Genomic DNA, 19851 nt, shown 5'->3' with positions numbered 1-19851 from the left:
GGGAATGACCATGAAAGCCAGGTCAGCCAGGAATCAAACCGCCACATTACGGGATTCGTTGCGTCCGCGCCTGATGGCGCTGGCGGTCGCGTCCTGCTTCGCCACGGCACCGGCCTGGTCCATGCCCTCCGGTCCCCAGGTGGTGGCAGGCTCAGCCTCCTTCAGCCAGAGCGGCAACACCCTCAGCATTACCAACGTCCCCGGCACTATCATCAACTGGCAGAGCTTTTCTGTCTCCCCCCTGGAAACCACCCGGTTCCTGCAACAGAACAACCTTTCCGCCATCCTCAATCGGGTCACCGGACCCGATGCCTCCCAGATTCTGGGTGCCTTGCAATCCAACGGCCGCGTCTACCTGATCAACCCCAATGGGATTGCTTTCGGTCCCGGCGCACGGGTGGATACCCAGGGCCTGATCGCCTCTACCCTCAACATTTCCGACAAGGACTTCCTTGCCGGCAAGCTCAACTTCGAAGCCGGCGCCGTAGCCGGCGGCATCCGCAATGAAGGTGTGTTGCAGACCCCCAGGGGTGGCAGCATTTACCTGGTGGCATCAGACATCGAGAACGCCGGCATCATCCATAGCCCCGGCGGCGAAGTGATCCTGGCTGCCGGTGGCAGCGTACAACTGGTGGAAGCCGGCCACCCCGACATCCAGGTGGTGGTTTCGGCTCCCGAGAACAAGGCGGTCAACCTGGGGCAGATCGTCACTGAGGCCGGTCGCACCAGCCTTTTCGGCGCCGTGTTGCAACAGAAGGGACGGGTTTCCGCCGATGCGGTGGAGACCGACGAATTCGGTCGCATTGTGTTCCGGGCCAGCAAGCGCCTGGAACTGGACAGCGGCAGCAGCACCTCTGCCGACGGGCTGAACCGGGGCGGCGAGGTCATTATGCAAGGGGGCGATGCGCTGATCGCCAAAGGGACCATCAGCACTCAGGCCAGCGCACCCGATGGCAAGGGCGGCTTTGTCGATACCTCGGCGCGGTGGCTGGATATCAATCAGGCCAAGGTCAATGTAGGCAAGGGTGGCACCTGGCTGATCGACCCCTACGACATCGAGATTGTCGCGGCAGTGGCTCAGTACGGTGGGCTTGAATCCTACGGCGGGGCAACGGTGAACTACGGCGGTGATTCGCTGACCCAGATTCTGGCCTCGACCATCGTTGGCCAACTGGATGGCGGTGCCAATGTGGTCATTGACACCGCCTATGCGCCGGGTGGCGGTACCAACGCCGGTTCCGATGCCGGCAACATCACGGTCAGCAGCGCCATTGCCAGCGTGCCTACGGGCAGTAACCAGTACCTGACCCTGAAGGCCAACAACAATATCGTCGTCAATGCGGATATCACTTCCACGGGGAATCCCCTGGCGATCAATTTGATCGCGGATCAGGATAGCAACGGCGCGGGCAGCATCACAGTGGCTGGGAGCGTTTCCCTGGTAGCCAATAACGCCAACGTCACCTTCTCTGCCGCCCAGGGCATCGCTATTGGTGCGAACGCCAAGGTCAGTACGGTCAATATTGCGGATTCCGGCGGTGGACAGTCTGACCTGAGTCTGACCGCGAATGCCTATGGTGGGACTACTGGCGACTTTTTGTTGAACTCTGGTGCCCGGTTGCTCACTGGCAGGGATGCCCTGGTCAAAGGTAGCAACATCACCATCGCGGGACAGATCGAGCGCCGCTCGGGTTATGTGGGCCAGTCAGCGGCAAATCTTCTGGCAGACCAGGACGTCCTTCTCACCGGTGCTATTCGTGACTACAGCGAACAGGGCATGGATGTCGCTCTGAATTCCAGGGTGCAGGATGGCGCGACGGGTGCCATTAAGGTCAGTGGTGTCGGCAGCGCAATCAAGACCTACGGCGGCGACATCAAAATGGTGGGTGGGAGTTCCGGCACTGGTGCGGCTGTGGGGCATGGTGGCGTATTGCTGGACGGTGTGTATATCTCGGGTGCCACACTGGATTCCGGTGGAGGCAACATTACCCTCAAGGGTACGGGGACTGCTGGTACGTCCGAGGCAAATGGTGTCTTTGTCGATGGATCCAGTCTGTCTTCCGCCGGCGGGACGGTGAGCATTACCGGCACCGGCGGTGCCGGTACGACATTCAACGATGGTGTGGATATTTCCACCAGTTCCTCCATTACTACCACGACCGGCGGCATCTCTGTTTTTGGTACTTCCGGTGCTGGATCCGGGGTTTCCAATCACGGTGTCAACATCAATAACACGACGACGCTGAGCACTGGCAATGGGGCGATTTCCATCGTTGGCTATGGCGCTGGGGTTGGTGGGCAGAGCGCCGGGATACAGGTTGGCGTGGGGTCCATGGTCACATCCAGCGGCACTGGCGCGGTGTCCCTCGCGGGCTATGGCGGTTCCTCCAACAGCAGCCCCGGCATCAACATCATGTCCAGCTCCACGGTTCGTGGAACCAATGGGAATTTGACGGTTTCTGGTTATGCCAGTAATACCGGCAGCGGAGGAATGGACGGGGTACGCATTCAGAACGGTGTCGGCGCCGAGACCTTTGTCGGCTCTCTCGGTACGGGTACCGTCACCATTCTGGGTGTCGGCGGTTCCGGCGGCGGCGGCGGGGTGGATGTCTATACCACGAACTCTTATGGGGACATCAAGATTTCCTCCGCCAGTGTTGCCGCCAGTATCTCCATCGACGGGACATCCAACAGCGGGAGTGCCGGCGTCAGCATCAGCATTGGCGACCACGCCGCCAGCGGGGTGCTGTCTTCTGCCGGGGCGCCCATATCCCTGGGGGGGACGAGTTCCACCGGCAACGGCCTTTTCCTGGACAACAACTATGGCGGCGCGGCCTGGATTCTGGGCGGATCCAATGCCGGCGATCTTACCCTGAAGGCCGGCAGCGGCTCGGGTGACGCCATCTCCATCGACACCAACATCACCGTCAGCGGCGCGGCGGCCAGCAAGATCATCCTTGAACCCATGAGCACGTCCACCAACGTGTCCCTGGGGCTTGGCGCCAGCGGAGGCTTCGCGTTATCCGATATCGAACTGGCGGACATCAGCGGTTTCGGCACCTGGCGGATTGGCACCAGTAATGGGAGCAATGGGTTGAACCTTGCCGGAGACGTGAATGCCGGCACGGCGAAACTCCATCTCAAGGCAGGAAGTGGCGGTGTGACCCAGACCCAGGACAAGATCATCACCGCCGGTGGCTTGGCAGTCAGCTCCCTGGGCAACGTGGTACTGAACAATTTCAGCGGTGGCGGCTCTGGTCACGCAGTCACTACCCTCGCGGCGGAAGTTGGCGATAACAGCAATCAGGAAAACCATTTCTACTTCACTGCCGCGAACGGCCTGACGGTGGGCGAGGTGGATACCCTGACTGCGGCCAATGGCTATGGAGGCATCTCGATCGCCATAGGGGCGGGTAATTACACCGCAGGCACCGACGACGGCGTGATCATGCTGAAGACCCTGGGCACCAGCGCTCCGCCCATCGCCCAGACGGCCAATGGCCTGTTGTCGGGGCGGGCGGTTTATTTGAGCGCAACGGGTACCGGCGGCACCATCACCCTGACGGAAGCCAATCCCACGGGAATCGTTGCGGCCACGGCTTATGGCGGCATCGCATACAGCAGCGCGAACGATATCTTCCTCACCACGATCGACACCTTTGGTAATGGCATCACCTCCACGAACGGTGGCGCCATCACGCTTTCTTCGGGCGGGAATATTGTCCAGGATGCGGGCTATGGTGGGCTGACGACCACAGGCAATGTCAGTCTGGCTGCCGTGGGGTCCGTGATCGATATCTCCAACGCGATCAATGCGTTCAGTGGCGACCTTTACGCCGTGGCATCGGGTGTCGCCACGGGGGGGGTCAAGGTGAAGAACACAGCGGCCATCACGGTCAATAGCGCAGTCAGGGCCTATGGCGGTGGCGTATGGCTGGACAACGGTGCCAACAGCGTTTCCCTGGGTGCCTCCGGGGTGGTCCAGGGGATAGGAGACGGTGTGGCGGTCCTGGCGGACAGCGTCAGCCTGGGGGGCGCATCGGCGCTGATCAAGGCCGGGGCTGGCGATGTCATGCTCATGACCGACAATCTCTCCATAGGGAGTGGGACGGTGGAGTCCACCGCGGGCGGCGTGCATATCCTGCCCAGGAGTTCCGGGAAAGAGATCGAAATCAACACGGGCGCCTGTACGGCGGGGCGACTGTGCTTGCAGAGCGCGGATATAGACAGCGCCTCCATCGTTGCCGGCGAACTGGCCATGGGTTACGACAACACGGGCAATGCGTCTCCCTTCCCTTCGGTGACCCTCCCCGCATCGGGCAGCATCTATATCAATGATGCGATCAATCGGGGCGCGGGTGATCTGTATCTCATGAGTGGTGGAATCATTTCCCAATTAGGTGCGGCGCCAGGGGCGATCACCGCCGACGCGCTGGGGGCGCGGGGTACTTCGGTTTCCCTGTGGCATTCCACGGGCAATCTGGTCAACACTTTCCTGGCGGAGTCCACCGGTGGATCCATCACCATGTTGAATGGCCAGGCCTTGACTGTCGGTACCGTCACGCCCTTCGGCGATGTCACCCCCATCGGTGGTGTACATGCATACGGTGGCGGCATTACGGTGCAGACCAGCACCGGCAACCTGATCGTGAATGCTCCCATATCCATCCAGGGAACCAATGGGGGGATGCTTAATCTCGTCGCAGGCAATGGGACAACGACCATTGGCGCTGCCTTGACTACCAGTGGCAGTACCCTGGATGGCGGGATCAGCATTTCCGGCAGCGGCGGCGTCAATATCAATTCCAGCGTCACTGCAGATGGCGCAGAAGGTTATGTCAGCGTCAGCAGCTCGGCGGGCAATATCCAGGTGACGGCGCCGGTGTACGCGTCCGGTACCACCGGGTACGCTTCACTTGTCGCTTCTTCCGGGGCGATCACGGTGAACGGCACCTCGGGGCGAGTCGCCGGGGATACCACGGTTACCCTGAACGCGGGCGCGGGCTCGATCAACCTCAGTTCGACTTCCGGTTCGGGTGTCATCCATGGAGTAACGGGTGTCAGCCTGACGGCTACCGGGGCCACCAGCGACATCATTGCCAACCCGTCGTCGAGCCTTGTCCTGGCCGACACCACCACCGGCAACATCAGCTTTCTGGCGGGTAGGGACATCAAGCTTGGCACCAATGCAAACGGCTCCTATGCAGATATTTTCGCCAGCACCAGCGGAACGGTCACCTTGGATGCCGTGCGCGACATCCTGGTAGATAACTTCACTTATGTCTGGTCGGGGAGTGGCAACGTGACATTGGCCGCCGGTCGTGATCTCACCATCCGCTCATCGGTAAACTCGACTCCCTCCTGGGTCTGGGTCAATGGTTCGTCCAATCTGTATCTGACGGCCACGACCGGCAGCATCAGCGTGCCTGCCGTCGGCAGCGGGGAATTTGGCGGGCATGTTTCTACCGGTGCCGGCGGCACGCTGTACGCCACGGCGGCAACGGGCATCTCCCTGACCAACAGCAGCAATGCCGTCTCGAAATTCTCTGCGGATAACGGGAGCGGGAATATTGTCCTGAACAACACGGCGTCGCCCTTGACCGTCATGCAGATAACCAATGACAGCGGCAATGTCACCATCGACAATACCGGAGAGGTGGTTATTGCCGACACCAGTTGCGATTGTTATGACGATATCTATGCCCCCCTGGGAAGTGTTTCCATCACGGCCCACAGCCCCCTGACGCTCAATGCGTTGGCCACCATCTATGGCGGCACCGGTGTGGCCCTGACGGCAGGCAATGACGGACTCCTGACCCTGGCGAGCACCAGCGGCATTACTTCCGGTGGGAGCGTAGTGCTTACCGGTGGCACAGTCAGTAATTCCGCTTCGATCGAGAACACCAGCAGCAATCCCTTGACGCCGACCATTACCCAGACCGCGGCGCCGACGGCGCCCACCCTGGCGCAATGTACCGCGGACCCGACGATTTCCGGCTGCTCGACGGTGCTGCCAAGTCTGACAACCTGTACCACTGCGCCGACTACGGCGGGTTGCAGTGCGGTGCTGCCGACCCTGGCCAGTTGCGAGGCGACGCCGACGCTGGCAGGCTGTTCCGCGGTGCTGCCATCCCTGGCGACCTGTACGACTGCGCCAACCACGGCAGGTTGTACGGCAGTACTACCCACTGTGGAGAGTTGTGCTACGACGCCGACCCTTGCGGGTTGCACGGCGGTGTTGCCGACGGTGGAAAGCTGCACGACGACGCCGACCCTTGCGGGTTGCACGGCGGTGTTGCCGACCTTGGCAAGCTGCACGACGACGCCGACGCTTGCAGGTTGCACAGCGGTGTTGCCGACGGTGGAAAGCTGCACGACGACGCCGACCCTTGCGGGTTGCACGGCGGTGTTGCCGACGGTGGAAAGCTGCACGACGACGCCGACCCTTGCGGGTTGCACGGCGGTGTTGCCGACCTTGGCAAGTTGCGCGACGACGCCGACGCTTGCGGGTTGCACGGCGGTATTGCCGACGGTGGAAAGCTGCACGACGACGCCGACGCTTGCAGGTTGCACGGCGGTGTTGCCGACCTTGGCAAGTTGTACGACGACACCGACCCTGGCGGGTTGCACGGCGGTGTTGCCGACGGTGGCAAGCTGTACGACGACGCCGACGCTTGCGGGTTGCAGCGCGGTGCTGCCGACGTTGGCAAGTTGCGCGGCGACGCCGACCCTGGCGGGTTGTTCCGCGGTGCTGCCAAGTCTGGCGATTTGTACGACTGCGCCGACCACGGCGGGTTGCAGTGCGGTGTTGCCCACCGTGGATAGCTGCGTGACGAATCCGACGCTTGCGGGTTGCAGCGCGGTGCTGCCGACGCTGGCGAGTTGCGCGACGACGCCGACCCTGGCGGGTTGTTCCGTGGTGCTGCCGAGTCTGGACACCTGCACCACCGCGCCGACGACGGCAGGTTGCAGCGCGGTGCTGCCATCCCTGGCAAGTTGCACGGCCAATGCTTCATTGCCTGGCTGCTCCGTGGTGCTGCCGTCATCGGATCAGTCCACCGCTGAACAACTGGCCTGCCTGACGAGTGCCTCCGGTTGCAGTGGAGGTTCTTCGACCGATGGTGGGACCTCGTCGGATGATACCGTCAAGACGGTTGTCAATCAGATCGAACAGGCCGAACAGACGATTACCAAGGAAACCAATATTTCCTCCACCCAGCCCCAGCAACTTGCCAGTACCAGCGGTGGGGGAGGCGGGGCACCGCTGGGGACCAGTAACGGTGGTGGTGGCGGAGAGAAATCCTCCACCAGCAAGGCGGATTCATCCGGCGAAGGCCAGCCTTCCGGCCAGAAGAAGGAAGAGGATAAGGATGACAAGGACAAGAAGAAGTCCGAGCAGACAGGTGGCGCATCCGGCAAAAAACAGGAGAGCAGCAATGCGAAGACCTACTGCAATTAAGGAAACGCTGAACAAGTCCCCAACCGTTCGGGCTGAGCCTGTCGAAGCCCAGTATTGGCGCGGCTTGCACTTCGACAAGCTCAGTGCGAACGGACTTGTTCAGCATTTTCTTAAGCTGCTACTGCTGTCGCTGCTGTCTTTGTGGGTGGCGCCGGCCCTGGCGGAAGTCGCCGGCCGGGTGACCAATATCTCCGGCCCCCTGTTCGCCGTCAAGAGTGATGGCTCCCGGCGGGTACTCTCGGTGGCATCCACCGTGGAACAGGGAGATACCTTGGTGACCGCCGACAAGACCTATGCCAAGGTCAAGTTTGCAGACCAGGCAGAGGTCACCATGAAACCCGACAGCCAGATGCGGATCGACACCTTTAGCTTCGATCAAAAGGCCCCGGAAAAGGACAGCGCGGTATTTGGACTGCTCAAGGGTGCCTTGCGGACCATCACCGGTCTGGTGGGCAAGCGTGGCAATCAGGATGCCTACCGTTTGCAGACGGCTACCGCGACCATCGGCATTAGGGGCACTATTTACGGGGCGACCGTCTGCATACCCGGCGCGTGCGGGGGCTTGCCCCCTGGCACTTATGTGGATGTGATCGACGGTAAGGTGATGGTTGCGCCGCCGCCGCTGCCGCCCCTGCCCCCCGGTGTGCAACCGCCGCCACTGCCTCCACCCATCGTGCTGAGCGCGGGGCAGTTCGGCTTTGTGCCACCCGCCGGCCCACCCCAGCAACTTCCCGGTGATCCCGGGGTGAACAAGAACTTCACTCCTCCGGCTTCCTTCCAGTCCAGCAGCAACGAAGGGCCAAAAACCGCCGGCAGTGACACGGCGGGCAAGAAGGACGATAAATCGGATCAGAAGGACGAAAGCAAGAAGGACGATAAAAAAGACGACAAGAAGGACGACAAGAAGGACGACAAGAAAGACGACAAGAAAGACGACAAGAAAGACGAGTCTCAGGAAAAGAAGAAGAATGTAGATTGCGAGGTGAGGTAGGTCTTGGCTGAAGGGGGAGCAGCGAACCCGCGCCCGATTGAGTTTGCCAATGCCCTGGGTCGCCATGCGTGGCCGGGGATTGCGACCGACCGGGGTGCGCAGTTGCTGGCCCTCCAGTTTCAACTGGAGCGCTCCCAGTGGTGGACGCCGGAGCGCATCCACATGCGGCAGCAGTCCCAGTTGGCCTTGCTGCTGCAACATGCGGCATCCACCGTTCCCTACTATCGAGAAGTCTGGCAAGCCGAAGGAGGCCTATCGCCTCCGGTAACGGAATTTGGAAGGCTGCCAGAGCTGTCCCGTTTCCAGGTGCAGGAATTCTTTGCCGAACTGGTCAGCAACTCACCGCCTCCGGCCCATGGCGGGATCAGTGAGCAATTCACCTCGGGTTCCCTGGGGACACCGCTACGTTTTCTGGCTTCCGAGCTCCATGGATTCCTCTGGCATGGCCTGACCTTGCGCGACCATCTCTGGCATGGCCGCGATCTGCAAGCAAAACTGGCAGCGATCCGTACCAAGGTGGCGGAAACCAGCCTTCCCAACTGGGGTGGCCTGTTGACCGAGGCGGTGACCACCGGTCCCTGCATCACCCTGAACATTGGCAACGATATTGACGATCAGGCCCACTGGCTGCTACACCATCGCCCGGCCTACCTGATCACTCATCCCTCCAACGCCAGGGCCTTGGCCCTGCATTTTCTGCGGGGCGATGTTGGCGGGCTGGACTCCATTCTTGAAGTCAGAGTTTATGGAGAAAGTGTTCCCGCAGATTTGGCCAGCCTGGTTCAGCGGGCCTGGGGTGCCCGACTGAGCGCCACCTACAGTTCCGAAGAGTGCGGCTACATCGCCCTGCAATGTCCGGTGAGCGGGCTCTATCATGTCCAGTCCGAGCATGTCCTGGTTGAGGTGCTGGATGATGATGGGGCTTCCTGTGCCGTGGGTGAGACCGGTCGGGTGGTGGTGACTCCCTTGCACAATTTCGCGATGCCTCTGATTCGCTATGCCATCGGTGACTATGCCGAGGTGGGGCCGGTCTGCCCCTGCGGCCGGGGTCTGCCTACCCTGGCGAAAATCCACGGGCGTTTGCGCAATATGTTGTGCCGACCCGATGGCCAAAGCCACTGGCCCAGCTTCCCCGCCGAAATGTGGCTGGCGGTGGCGCCGGTGCGCCAATTTCGCCTGATTCAGCATCGCCTGGACCTGATCGAAATCCGCTATGTGATGGAGCGTCCCTTGCTGCCCGACGAGACCATCCGGCTGGAGTCGGCCCTGGAACAGCATCTGGGCCATCCCTTCCGGTTCGAATGGATTCGTGTACCCCGACTTGAGCCGTCGGTGAATCACAAGTACGAGGATTTCGTCAGTGAAATCCCGTCAGGCTGAATTTCAGAGCTGTGCCAGAAGGTAGTTCAAGGTCAAGTTGTCCATCAGCGCGGAGCCGGTGGAGATGAACACCTGACGCTGATGGCCGGGGGCATCGGCGTCGTCTGACACACGTCCGGCCAGGCGAGCCAGCCAGGCTGTGGGCAGATCACCATCCAGCAGTCCTCCATCGCGCCAGGCCAGCAGGTCTCCATAGTCCATGGAATCCAAGGACTCGCAGCACAGCTCGGCCGCGGAGACCCAATCGTCGGTAAGTTCCCGCTGATGGCGGGAATCGGCGCCTAGACTGATGACCAGTGGGGCATCGGTATGTCGGGGGGAAAAGAACGGTGCCTCGCTGGTGGTGGTGAGCACTACGACATCTTCTCCCCTTGCCATCGCTCCAGGTTCGACCATCTTGATGGCCACTCCGGGATGGCGATGACGCAATAGTTCCGCCAATTCCTGGACCCGGCCCTGGTTGCGATCCGTGAGGCGGAGTTCCGAAAAGGCCAGAGTTTCCAGTGCCAGCAGGGCTGTGTAGGTACCGACCTTGCCGGCGCCGACAATACGCAGGCAACCTTGCCCTGCATGGTGAGAACGCATGGCGAGAGCCGCGCAGGCACCGGTACGCAGGGACGACAGCAGATTGGCGTCGGCCATGTGCGTGACAAAATTCTCCACAGGGTCCAACACCATTGCCTTGCCCACGGTGATTTGACCAGGGACGATGCGCTGGTTCAGATTGGTACCCACCACCTTCACGGTCTTGAATGGGACGCCGTTGGTCAGAGTGATACAGGGCATGATGCGGAAGTCACCCTGCAGCGGTCCATCCTCGAAAATCTGCTTTTCCGGTAGTTGAAGAGAAATGCTGCCATCGGCCACGGCGCTTAGGCGTTGCCAGAGAAAATCGAGGTAGTTCGCCGGTGCAGAGAGCAGGGTTTGGTGGATTTCCACGTCACCGAGATACCGGCAGGGCTCTGGTGCTGGTGCGATGAAGCGCAGCAAGAGATCGTCAGTGTGGGACATGATGGAAACTAAAGTCCCGGCGGTTGCAGGACCGTGTTCCGTGCGTTGGCGAGGGGGGCGGGATAGTCCCGGCTGTAGTGCAGGCCCCGGCTTTCCTTGCGCTGCTGGGCACTGCGGATGATCAGGTGGGCGGTGAGTACCAGGTTGCGTAGCTCGATCAGGTCGTTGCTGACGCGGAAGTTGGCGTAGTACTCGCTGATTTCGTCCTCCAGCAGGCAGATGCGATGCATGGCCCGCTCCAGGCGCTTGTTGGTGCGGACGATGCCCACGTAGTCCCACATGAAGCGGCGCAACTCGTCCCAGTTGTGGGAGATAACCACTTCCTCGTCGGCATCGGTGACCCGGCTTTCATCCCAGAGGGGCAGGTCGGGGATGCTCAATAGCGCCTGCTGGCCAATGTCTTTGGCGGCCGCTTCGGCCAGGACCACGCATTCGAGCAGAGAGTTGCTGGCCAGGCGGTTGGCGCCGTGGAGACCAGTGCAGGCAGTTTCGCCGATGGCATAGAGGCCGTCGATGTCGGTACGGGCCGTCAGGTCGGTGACCACACCGCCGCAGGTGAAGTGGGCGGCGGGCACCACTGGGATCCATTCCTTGGCGATGTCGATGCCAAGTCCCTGGCAATAGGCATGGATGTTGGGAAAGTGGCTTTTGAGAAAATCCGCCGGCTTGTGGGTAATGTCCAGAAACACGCAATCCACGCCATGGCGCTTCATTTCGAAGTCGATGGCACGGGCCACCACATCCCGGGTCGCCAACTCGGCCCGGGGGTCGTGGTCCGGCATGAAGCGGGTGCCGTCGGGCAGGCGCAGCAGGGCACCTTCGCCTCGCACCGCTTCCGAGATCAGGAAGGACTTGGCCTTGGGGTGGTACAGGCAGGTAGGGTGGAACTGAATGAACTCCATGTTTTCCACCCGGCAACCGGCCCGCCAGGCCATGGCGATACCGTCTCCCGTTGAGGTGTCCGGGTTGGTGGTGTAGAGGTAGACCTTACCGGCGCCGCCTGCGGCCAACACCGTGAAGGAAGCCCCGACGGTAATGACTTGGTCATTTTCGATATCGAGCAAATAGGCGCCCCAGCAGCGGTTGTCCTTCAAACCTAGCTTGCCGCCGATGATCAGGTCCACCGCGATGGTGTTTTCCAAAATTGTGATATTGGGATGGGTCCGGACCTTCTCGGTCAGGGTGCGCTGGACGGCAGCGCCGGTAGCGTCGGCCGCGTGAATGATGCGACGCTGGCTGTGGCCGCCTTCGCGGGTCAGGTGAAAACCGAATTCGGAATCGTCTCGGGTGAATGGCACACCCTGGTCGATCAGCCACTGGATCGCCTGGCGGCTGTTCTCCACCACGAAGCGGGTGGCTTCCGGGTCGCACAGACCGGCGCCGGCGACCAGGGTGTCATCGATATGGCTGGCGATGGAGTCCGCCTCGTCCAGCACGGCGGCGATGCCGCCCTGGGCCCAGGAGGACGCTGAGTCGTCGAGGTGGCGTTTGGTGATCAGGGCGACACGATGGGTCTGGGCCAGCCGCAAGGCCAGGGACTGGCCGGCCAGTCCGCTGCCGAGGATCAGGACGTCGAAGTGGGCAATGGGAGAGGAATTCATGGCCCGGCGAATATACCACTGCCCAATACCCTTATTCGTCCAGGAACTATCCGCGATTCGATCTGTCTTTCTGGCAGTGGCTGATGCCGTCATGCCGCGGGGCGACAGGGCGGGCCGGGAAGTTATACTTCGAGCTTGGTCCAGCAAGGATCGCACGAATGTATAGGTGAAATGGGAGACCGCGAGGCGGATCAGGCGCTGGTGGAGCGCGTTCAGGCAGGTGACAAACAGGCTTTCGGCCTGCTCGTCACCAAGTATCAGCGCAAGTTGCTGAGGCTGGTGTCACGCCTGGTACGGGATCCGGGAGAAGCGGAAGACGTGACTCAGGAGGCATTCATCAAGGCCTATCGGGCCTTGCCCAGTTTTCGAGGTGACAGTGCTTTCTACACCTGGCTGTATCGAATCGGCGTGAATACGGCGAAGAACTGGCTGGCATCCCAGGGCCAGCGCGCCAAGTTGACGGCACAGGTGGATAGCGAGGAGGCGGAAACCTTTGAGGGCGGTGGTCTGCTGCGGGATGTGAATACCCCCGAACGGGTGCTGATGTCCAAGCAGATCGCGGAGACGGTAAATCGGGCCATGGATCGGCTGCCGGATGACTTGCGGTCGGCCATTGCCCTGCGAGAGATCGATGGCATGAGTTACGAGGAAATCGCCGAGATCATGGACTGTCCGATCGGAACGGTACGTAGCCGGATATTCCGTGCGCGGGAAGCAATTGCGAAGGAATTGCGCCCCCTGCTGGATACGGCACCGGATAGGAGGTGGTAAGGATGGAGACACGACTTTCAGCCCTGCTGGACGGTGAGTTGGATCAGGACGAGTCGGCGCTGGTGCTGGACATGCTGCGCCAACCGGGTGATGCCCATGAGGCGGTCGGCATCTATCATCTGATCGGCGATGCCCTGCGCGGTGAGCCCCGTCTGGATGCGGACTTGACGGCCTCGGTGATGACCATGCTGGCGCAGGAGCCGACGGTGCTGGCGCCGCGTATTCGTCGCCACCGGCTACGTCCGGCCGCACTGGCCCTGGCGGCGTCGGCGGCGGGTGTGGCGGTGGTGGCGTGGCTGGCTCTGGCCCCTCAGGCCCAGACGGATCAATTGACCCGGCCGCAGGCAATGGTCCCGGTCCAGGTGGCGAGTTCCCGGGGATTGGTGACCCAAGAGGCATCTCCGGACATGCAGGAATATCTGATCGCCCATCAGCTTCACAGTTCCACCCTGGGATTGGGCAGCAGCGTTCGCGAGATACGTCCGGTCTCCTTCAGCGTGGCGGGCGCCGGCAAATGATGCCTTGGCGCTGCTTGCTGCTCTGTCTTGCGAGTTGGAGCCTTGCTCCTGGTGCCCTGGCGGAAAATACGCCCGATACCTTGCAGTGGCTGCAAAAGGTTGCCAACTCGGCCCGCCGGTTGAACTACAGCGGTGTCTTCGTCTATCAGGAAGGCAGTCGTTCGGAAACTTCCCGCATCGCCCATCTGCTGGAAAACGGCCGTGAACTGGAACGAACGGAAACTCTGGACGACAGTCCCCGCGAAGTGGTGCGGGAGGGGGACGAAATCAAATGCTATATCCCGGATCAGCGTCTGCTGGTGATGGAACGCAGCAAGGGTCGGCGCAGCTTTCCTGCGGTACTGCCGGAACGGCTCACCACCCTCACCGATTACTACAACATCCGCCGGGGCCCGCCGGGACGGGTGGCAGGCTTCGATGCCCAGACCATCCTGGTGGACCCCAAGGATGAATTGCGCTACCGCCGGCAGTTCTGGGTGGAAGCCCAGAGCGGCTTGATGCTCAAGGCCAGCCTGCTGGATGAGGGCGGCAATCCCAGGGAGAGCTTTACCTTTACCGAGGTGCGCATCGGCGGGCCGGTTGATCGGGAGTCCCTGAAGGTCCATGCCAGATTGAAGGGTGGCGACTGGCGGGTTCATGACACCCGTTCCCGGGACATGACCCCGGATGATGATGAATGGGTTTTTCGTGCCCCATTGCCGGGTTTCCACCGGATGTCGGGAATGAAGCGCAAATCCCGGAGGGATGGCAATGAAATGACCCACCTGGTGTTTTCCGATGGCCTGGCGGCAATATCGGTTTTCATCAAGCCCCTGGATCTGGCCAGTCCCAGGCCGGAGTCGGGTGTCTTTGCCATGGGTGCGGTCAATGTCTATAAGCGGCTCCTGGGGAATCATCTATTGACTGCTCTGGGGGATGTGCCTCCGGTAGCCCTGGTAAGACTGGTGGATGGAATCGAGGCACGCAGGAAATGAGTACGGTCGAGGCGGTGGTGTCCGGGTTGGAGAATGGCATGGCGGTGGTGGACGTGGCCCGTACCAGTGGTTGCGGGCGTTGTCATGAGCAAGGTGGATGTGGCGGCGTGATGGGGGGAACTTCGGCTTGCGCGACCCGTCAATACCGCGTGCCCAATACCATCCAGGCCCGTGTCGGTGATGTGGTGATGCTTAGCGTTCCCGAAGGCGTGGTGCTCAAGGCCGCATTGGCGTCTTATGGCGCCTGCGTCCTGTTGGCCATTGTGGGCGCCGCGCTGGTGACGGTAGCGGGGGGAGGCGACGGCGTTGCCGTCCTGGGCGCCCTGTCCGGCCTGACGTTGGGACTGCTGCTGCTGCGCTGGAATCGGCGGCGCTGGGAGCGGGCTACCGACGTTGGCCTGTCGATCCATTTCAAGTGACGGAATATCCAATAAGCATGGAGGAGATTCAAGCATGATCAAGAGATTGTTGGTTTCGTTCTGGCTGACCTGCCTGGCTCTCGGCGCTTTGGCCCAGGGGCGGGAGTTGCCGGATTTCACCGACCTGGTGGAAAAGCAGGGGGCGGCGGTGGTGAACATCAGCACCACCCAGGTGATCAAGGGCAACCGTTCCCCGTTGCCCTTCGACGAGAACGATCCGATGTTCGAATTCTTCAAGCGTTTCGGCATGCCCCGGGGGATTCCGGGCATGCCGGGGATGCCAAGGGAATTCGAGAACAAGGGCCTGGGATCAGGCTTCATCGTCAGTCCCGAAGGCTACATCCTGACCAACGCCCATGTGGTGGCCGAGGCCGACGAGGTGGTGGTGAGGCTGACCGACAAGCGCGAGTTCAAGGCCAAGGTGCTGGGCACCGACCGGCGCACCGACGTGGCCCTGCTCAAGATCGAGGCTAGCGGCCTGCCGGTGGTCAGACTGGGTGACCCCGGCAAGCTGAAGGTGGGTGAATGGGTGGTGGCCATCGGCTCCCCCTTCGGCCTGGACAACACCGTGACGGCCGGCATCGTCAGCGCCAAGGGCCGCTCCCTGCCCCAGGAGAACTATGTGCCCTTCATTCAGACCGATGCGGCGGTGAACCCCGGCAATTCCGGCGGTCCCCTGTTCAACATGCGGGGCGAGGTGGTGGGCATCAATTCCCAGATCTATTCCCGCTCCGGCGGCTATATGGGACTTTCCTTCGCCATTCCCATCGACATTGCCATGGAGATCAAGGATCAACTGAAGTCCCAGGGCAAGGTGAGCCGGGGCCGCATTGGCGTGGTGATCCAGGAAGTCACTCGGGAACTGGCAGAGTCCTTCGGTCTGCCCCGTCCCCAGGGGGCGCTGGTGGCCAAGGTGGAGAGCGGCGGCCCGGCCGACAAGGCCGGCATTGAAGAAGGCGACGTGATCCTCAAGTTCGACGGCAAGACGGTGGGCCAGTCCGGCGATCTGCCCCGCATCGTGGGCATGACCCGGCCGGGCAGCAAGTCCACGGTCCAGGTCTGGCGCAAGGGAAGCGCCCGCGACATGACCCTCACCGTGGCGGAAATGCTTGATGAAGGCAAGGCCGGGCCGGGCCAGCGGAAACCCGGCAAGGCGGCCGAACCGGCGGTGAACCGCCTCGGGCTGTCACTGTCCGAACCCGCCGCCGAGCAGAAAAAACAGTTGGGGATCAGGAACGGCGTGGTGGTGGACGATGTGCGCAACAGCCGCGTCGACCTGCGTCCGGGGGACGTGATCCTGGCCCTGATCGACAAGGGGGTGCAGACCGAGATCAAGTCTGTCGAGCACTTCAATGGCTTGCTGACCAAGCTGGACAAGGCGGCCACCTTCACCTTGCTGGTGAAGCGGGGCGAGAACCAGACCTTTCTTTCTATCCGGGGCTTCGGTGAGTCAAGATAAGCCCCTATTGACGCTTTATGGCAGGACTTACTGTCATCTCTGTGACGACATGTTGGCCGCGCTGGAAGCCCTGCGTGGTCAGCATGGATTCGAGGTTCGGGTGGTGGACGTGGATGCAGACCCCGTGCTGGAGGCCCGCTACGACGAATGGGTTCCGGTGCTGGAAGCGGAAGGGCGCGAGCTCTGCCACTACTTCCTGGACGAGGCCAAAGTTCGTGAGTATTTGGCGGCTTTCCGTTAAAATCACGGCCCTCCGTAGCCCCGCAAGGCGCTGAAAAGGCGCCTTTTTTATCGTCCAATGGACCACATCCGCAATTTCTCGATCATCGCCCATATCGACCATGGCAAATCCACCCTGGCCGACCGCATCATCCAGCGCTGCGGTGGTCTCTCCGACCGGGAGATGGAAGCCCAGGTACTCGATTCCATGGATCTGGAGCGGGAGCGGGGCATCACCATCAAGGCCCAGACCGCGGCCCTGAGCTACAAGGCCCGGGACGGTCAGGTCTACAACCTGAACCTGATCGACACCCCGGGGCACGTGGATTTCTCCTACGAGGTATCCCGCAGTCTCTCCGCCTGCGAGGGGGCGCTGCTGGTGGTGGACGCTTCCCAGGGGGTCGAGGCCCAGACCGTGGCCAACTGCTACACGGCCATCGAACTGGGTGTGGAAGTGGTGCCGGTGCTGAACAAGATGGACCTGCCCCAGGCCGATCCGGACAATGCCCGCCAGGAAGTGGAGGACGTGATCGGCATCGACGCCACCGATGCCATTCCCTGCTCGGCCAAGACCGGCATGGGTATCGACGACATCCTGGAAGCGGTGATCGCCCGCATCCCCTATCCCAGGGGCAAGAACGATGCACCCCTGAAGGCCCTGATCATCGATTCCTGGTTCGACAACTATGTGGGCGTGGTCATGCTGGTCCGGGTGGTGGATGGCTGCCTCAAGGCCAAGGACCGGATACGGCTGATGTCCACCGGTTCCATGCATCTGTGCGATCAGGTGGGGGTGTTCACGCCCAAGTCCCAGCCCCGGCCCCAGCTCAACGCCGGCGAGGTGGGCTTCATCATCTCCGGCATCAAGGAACTCAAGGCCGCCAAGGTGGGGGATACCGTCACCCTGGCCGACAATCCTGCCGCCGAACCCCTGCCGGGCTTCAAGGAAATCAAGTCCCAGGTTTTTGCCGGCCTCTACCCGGTGGAATCCAACCAGTACGAGGGCCTGCGGGATGCCCTGGAAAAGTTGCAGCTCAACGACGCCGCCCTGCAATACGAGCCCGAGGTTTCCCAGGCCCTGGGTTTCGGCTTCCGCTGCGGCTTCCTCGGTCTGTTGCATATGGAGATCGTCCAGGAACGCCTGGAGCGGGAGTTCGACCAGGACCTGATCACCACCGCTCCCACCGTGGTGTACGAGGTGCTGATGCGGGACGGTAGCCTGATCCAGGTGGAGAATCCCGCCAAGCTGCCCGAAGCCCAGAAGGTGGAGGAAATCCGCGAGCCCATCATCACCACCAAGATCTTCGTGCCCCAGGACTATCTGGGTTCGGTGATCACCCTCTGTGAGCAGAAGCGCGGCACCCAGGTGAACATGGCCTACCATGGCCGTCAGGTACAGCTCACCTACGACATGCCCATGGCCGAGGTGGTGATGGACTTCTTCGACAAGCTGAAGTCCGTGTCCCGGGGCTATGCCTCCCTGGACTACGAGTTCAAGGAATACCGGGCGGCCGATGTGGTCAAGCTGGATGTGCTGATCAATGGCGACAAGGTGGATGCCCTGTCCCTGATCGTGCATCGGGCCAATGCGCCCTATCGCGGCCGGGAGCTGGCCGCCAAGATGCGGGAACTGATTCCCCGCCAGATGTACGACGTGGCCATTCAGGCCGCCATCGGCTCCACCATCGTGGCCCGGGAGAACGTCAAGGCCATGCGCAAGGACGTGCTGGCCAAGTGTTATGGCGGCGACATCACGCGGAAAAAGAAGCTGCTGGAAAAACAGAAGGCCGGCAAGAAGCGCATGAAGCAGGTAGGCAGCGTGGAAATCCCCCAGGAAGCCTTCCTCGCCGTGCTGCGGGTCGGCAAGTAAAGCGGGCCTGGCCCTGATTCCTCATTCCTAACGCCCATGGTCGCCCCCCACCCCCGAGGATGAAAATGCGCAAAGACCAATTGAACGCCCCCCACCCCCGTTCCACGGTCGGCTTTGCACAGCCGACCGGCTTCGGCGGCGCGAAGCAGTGCTTCGCGCAACCCCGCCTACGCCCCCTTCCCTGGGCGGGGCTACCCATCGGCTCGCTGCGCTCGATGAGTACACTCGGCTCCGGCGCAGCTTTTTCACGCTAACCCAAAGAAAAAATGAACTTCGCCCTGATCCTGTTTCTGCTTTCCGTCGCCACCGGCATTCTTTGGGCGGCCGACAAATATGTGTTCCGCAAGCGCCGGGCGCCCGATGCCAGGGACCCCCTGTGGGTGGAATACGGCGCCAGTTTTTTCCCCATCATCATCGCGGTGTTCCTGTTGCGCTCCTTTCTTGTGGAGCCCTACAAGATTCCTTCCGGTTCGATGATTCCGACCTTGCTGGTGGGGGATTTCATTCTGGTCAATAAATACACCTATGGCATCCGCTTGCCGGTGATCAACAAGAAGGTGGTGGAACTGAATTCTCCCCGGCGGGGAGACGTGATGGTGTTCCGCTGGCCGGTGGACCCCTCCCTGGACTACATCAAGCGTGTGGTGGGCGTGCCCGGCGACAAGATCGCCTATCTCAACAAGCAGCTCACCATCAATGGCGTGAAGGTGGCGACACGCAAGGTGGATGATTTTCTGGACAAGGATCGGCTTTACTACACGCCCCGTTTCGTGGAGCAACTGGACACGGTGGAGCATTCCGTCCTGCTGGCCGATGAGGCGCCGCCCTTCATTTCCCAGACCACCCAGTTTCCGTACCGAGATCGGTGCAACTACAATAGCGAGGGCGTGGTTTGCGAGGTGCCACCGGGTCATTACTTCATGATGGGCGACAACCGGGACAACTCCCAGGACAGCCGCTATTGGGGCTTTGTTCCCGATGAGAATATCGTTGGCAAGGCCTTCTTTGTCTGGTTCAACTTCAGTGACCTGAAGCGTATCGGGTCGTTCCACTAAAGCGCATGGTTGCAAGGACTACCCCCGAGGATGAGAATGCGCAAAGGCAAATTGAACGCCACCCACCCCCATACCCCGCCACGGGGCGGGGCTGCTTATGGGCTCACTGCACTCGATGGTCACA

The 19851-nt window shown here is 61.5% G+C and carries 13 protein-coding genes; 11 read left to right on the top strand and 2 right to left on the bottom strand.

Features of this window, described 5'->3' with window-relative positions:
- The first annotated feature begins 10 nt into the window (after nt 1-10).
- The 3 genes from DENOEST_RS10470 to DENOEST_RS10460 are packed head-to-tail and all read left to right on the top strand — an operon-like array spanning nt 11 to nt 9830.
- Entirely contained in the window at nt 11-7459 is a 7449-nt protein-coding gene (locus DENOEST_RS10470; protein WP_183148234.1) for a two-partner secretion domain-containing protein, read from the top strand.
- Nucleotides 7437-8450 (top strand): FecR family protein, encoded by a 1014-nt coding sequence (locus DENOEST_RS10465; protein WP_170228208.1) that lies wholly within the window; start codon nt 7437-7439, stop codon nt 8448-8450. The genes DENOEST_RS10470 and DENOEST_RS10465 overlap by 23 nt, the downstream gene beginning before the upstream one ends.
- A 3-nt stretch (nt 8451-8453) precedes the next feature.
- Complete coding sequence (locus tag DENOEST_RS10460) at nt 8454-9830, top strand: phenylacetate--CoA ligase family protein (RefSeq protein WP_145770913.1); 1377 nt, start codon at nt 8454-8456, stop codon at nt 9828-9830.
- 3 nt (nt 9831-9833) lie between these two features.
- Here DENOEST_RS10460 and DENOEST_RS10455 read toward each other — a convergent pair whose 3' ends face one another.
- Both DENOEST_RS10455 and nadB read right to left on the bottom strand, forming a co-directional pair.
- Nucleotides 9834-10841 carry a hypothetical protein gene (locus DENOEST_RS10455; protein WP_145770912.1) on the bottom strand — a complete coding sequence of 336 codons (1008 nt, stop codon included), beginning with the start codon at nt 10839-10841 and terminating at the stop codon, nt 9834-9836.
- A gap of 8 nt (nt 10842-10849) precedes the next feature.
- Nucleotides 10850-12442 (bottom strand): L-aspartate oxidase, encoded by a 1593-nt coding sequence (gene nadB, locus DENOEST_RS10450; RefSeq protein WP_145770911.1) that lies wholly within the window; start codon nt 12440-12442, stop codon nt 10850-10852.
- A 171-nt stretch (nt 12443-12613) separates the two neighbouring features.
- Here nadB and rpoE point away from each other — a divergent pair, with 171 nt between their 5' ends.
- The 8 genes from rpoE to lepB all read left to right on the top strand — a co-directional run bounded on the left by rpoE (nt 12614) and on the right by lepB (nt 19727).
- Complete coding sequence (rpoE, locus tag DENOEST_RS10445) at nt 12614-13213, top strand: RNA polymerase sigma factor RpoE (RefSeq protein WP_145770910.1); 600 nt, start codon at nt 12614-12616, stop codon at nt 13211-13213.
- A 2-nt stretch (nt 13214-13215) separates the two neighbouring features.
- Nucleotides 13216-13731, top strand: a complete 516-nt coding sequence (locus DENOEST_RS10440) for a sigma-E factor negative regulatory protein (protein WP_145770909.1) — start codon at nt 13216-13218, stop codon at nt 13729-13731.
- Nucleotides 13728-14705, top strand: a complete 978-nt coding sequence (locus DENOEST_RS10435; protein ID WP_145770908.1) for a MucB/RseB C-terminal domain-containing protein — start codon at nt 13728-13730, stop codon at nt 14703-14705. The genes DENOEST_RS10440 and DENOEST_RS10435 overlap by 4 nt, the downstream gene beginning before the upstream one ends.
- On the top strand, nt 14702-15124 hold the full coding sequence (locus DENOEST_RS10430) for a SoxR reducing system RseC family protein (RefSeq protein ID WP_145770907.1): 423 nt from the start codon (nt 14702-14704) through the stop codon (nt 15122-15124). The genes DENOEST_RS10435 and DENOEST_RS10430 overlap by 4 nt, the downstream gene beginning before the upstream one ends.
- A gap of 34 nt (nt 15125-15158) precedes the next feature.
- Entirely contained in the window at nt 15159-16583 is a 1425-nt protein-coding gene (locus tag DENOEST_RS10425) for a DegQ family serine endoprotease (protein ID WP_145770906.1), read from the top strand.
- The gene (locus tag DENOEST_RS10420) at nt 16570-16824 is read left to right on the top strand and encodes a glutaredoxin family protein (protein WP_145770905.1); all 255 of its coding nucleotides are present in this window, start codon (nt 16570-16572) and stop codon (nt 16822-16824) included. Before DENOEST_RS10425 ends, DENOEST_RS10420 begins: the two co-directional genes overlap by 14 nt.
- 57 nt (nt 16825-16881) lie before the next feature.
- A complete protein-coding gene (lepA, locus tag DENOEST_RS10415; RefSeq protein WP_145770904.1) occupies nt 16882-18672 on the top strand; it encodes a translation elongation factor 4 in 1791 nt (596 codons plus the stop codon).
- Between the two features lie 266 nt (nt 18673-18938).
- Nucleotides 18939-19727, top strand: a complete 789-nt coding sequence (gene lepB / locus DENOEST_RS10410; RefSeq protein ID WP_145770903.1) for a signal peptidase I — start codon at nt 18939-18941, stop codon at nt 19725-19727.
- The last annotated feature ends 124 nt before the right edge of the window (nt 19728-19851 follow it).

It is taken from the genome of Denitratisoma oestradiolicum, from assembly GCF_902813185.1.
Taxonomy (GTDB): domain Bacteria; phylum Pseudomonadota; class Gammaproteobacteria; order Burkholderiales; family Rhodocyclaceae; genus Denitratisoma; species Denitratisoma oestradiolicum.
The sequence above is the reverse complement of the archived record's forward strand: the minus strand, read 5'-3'. Positions and strand labels throughout refer to the sequence as shown.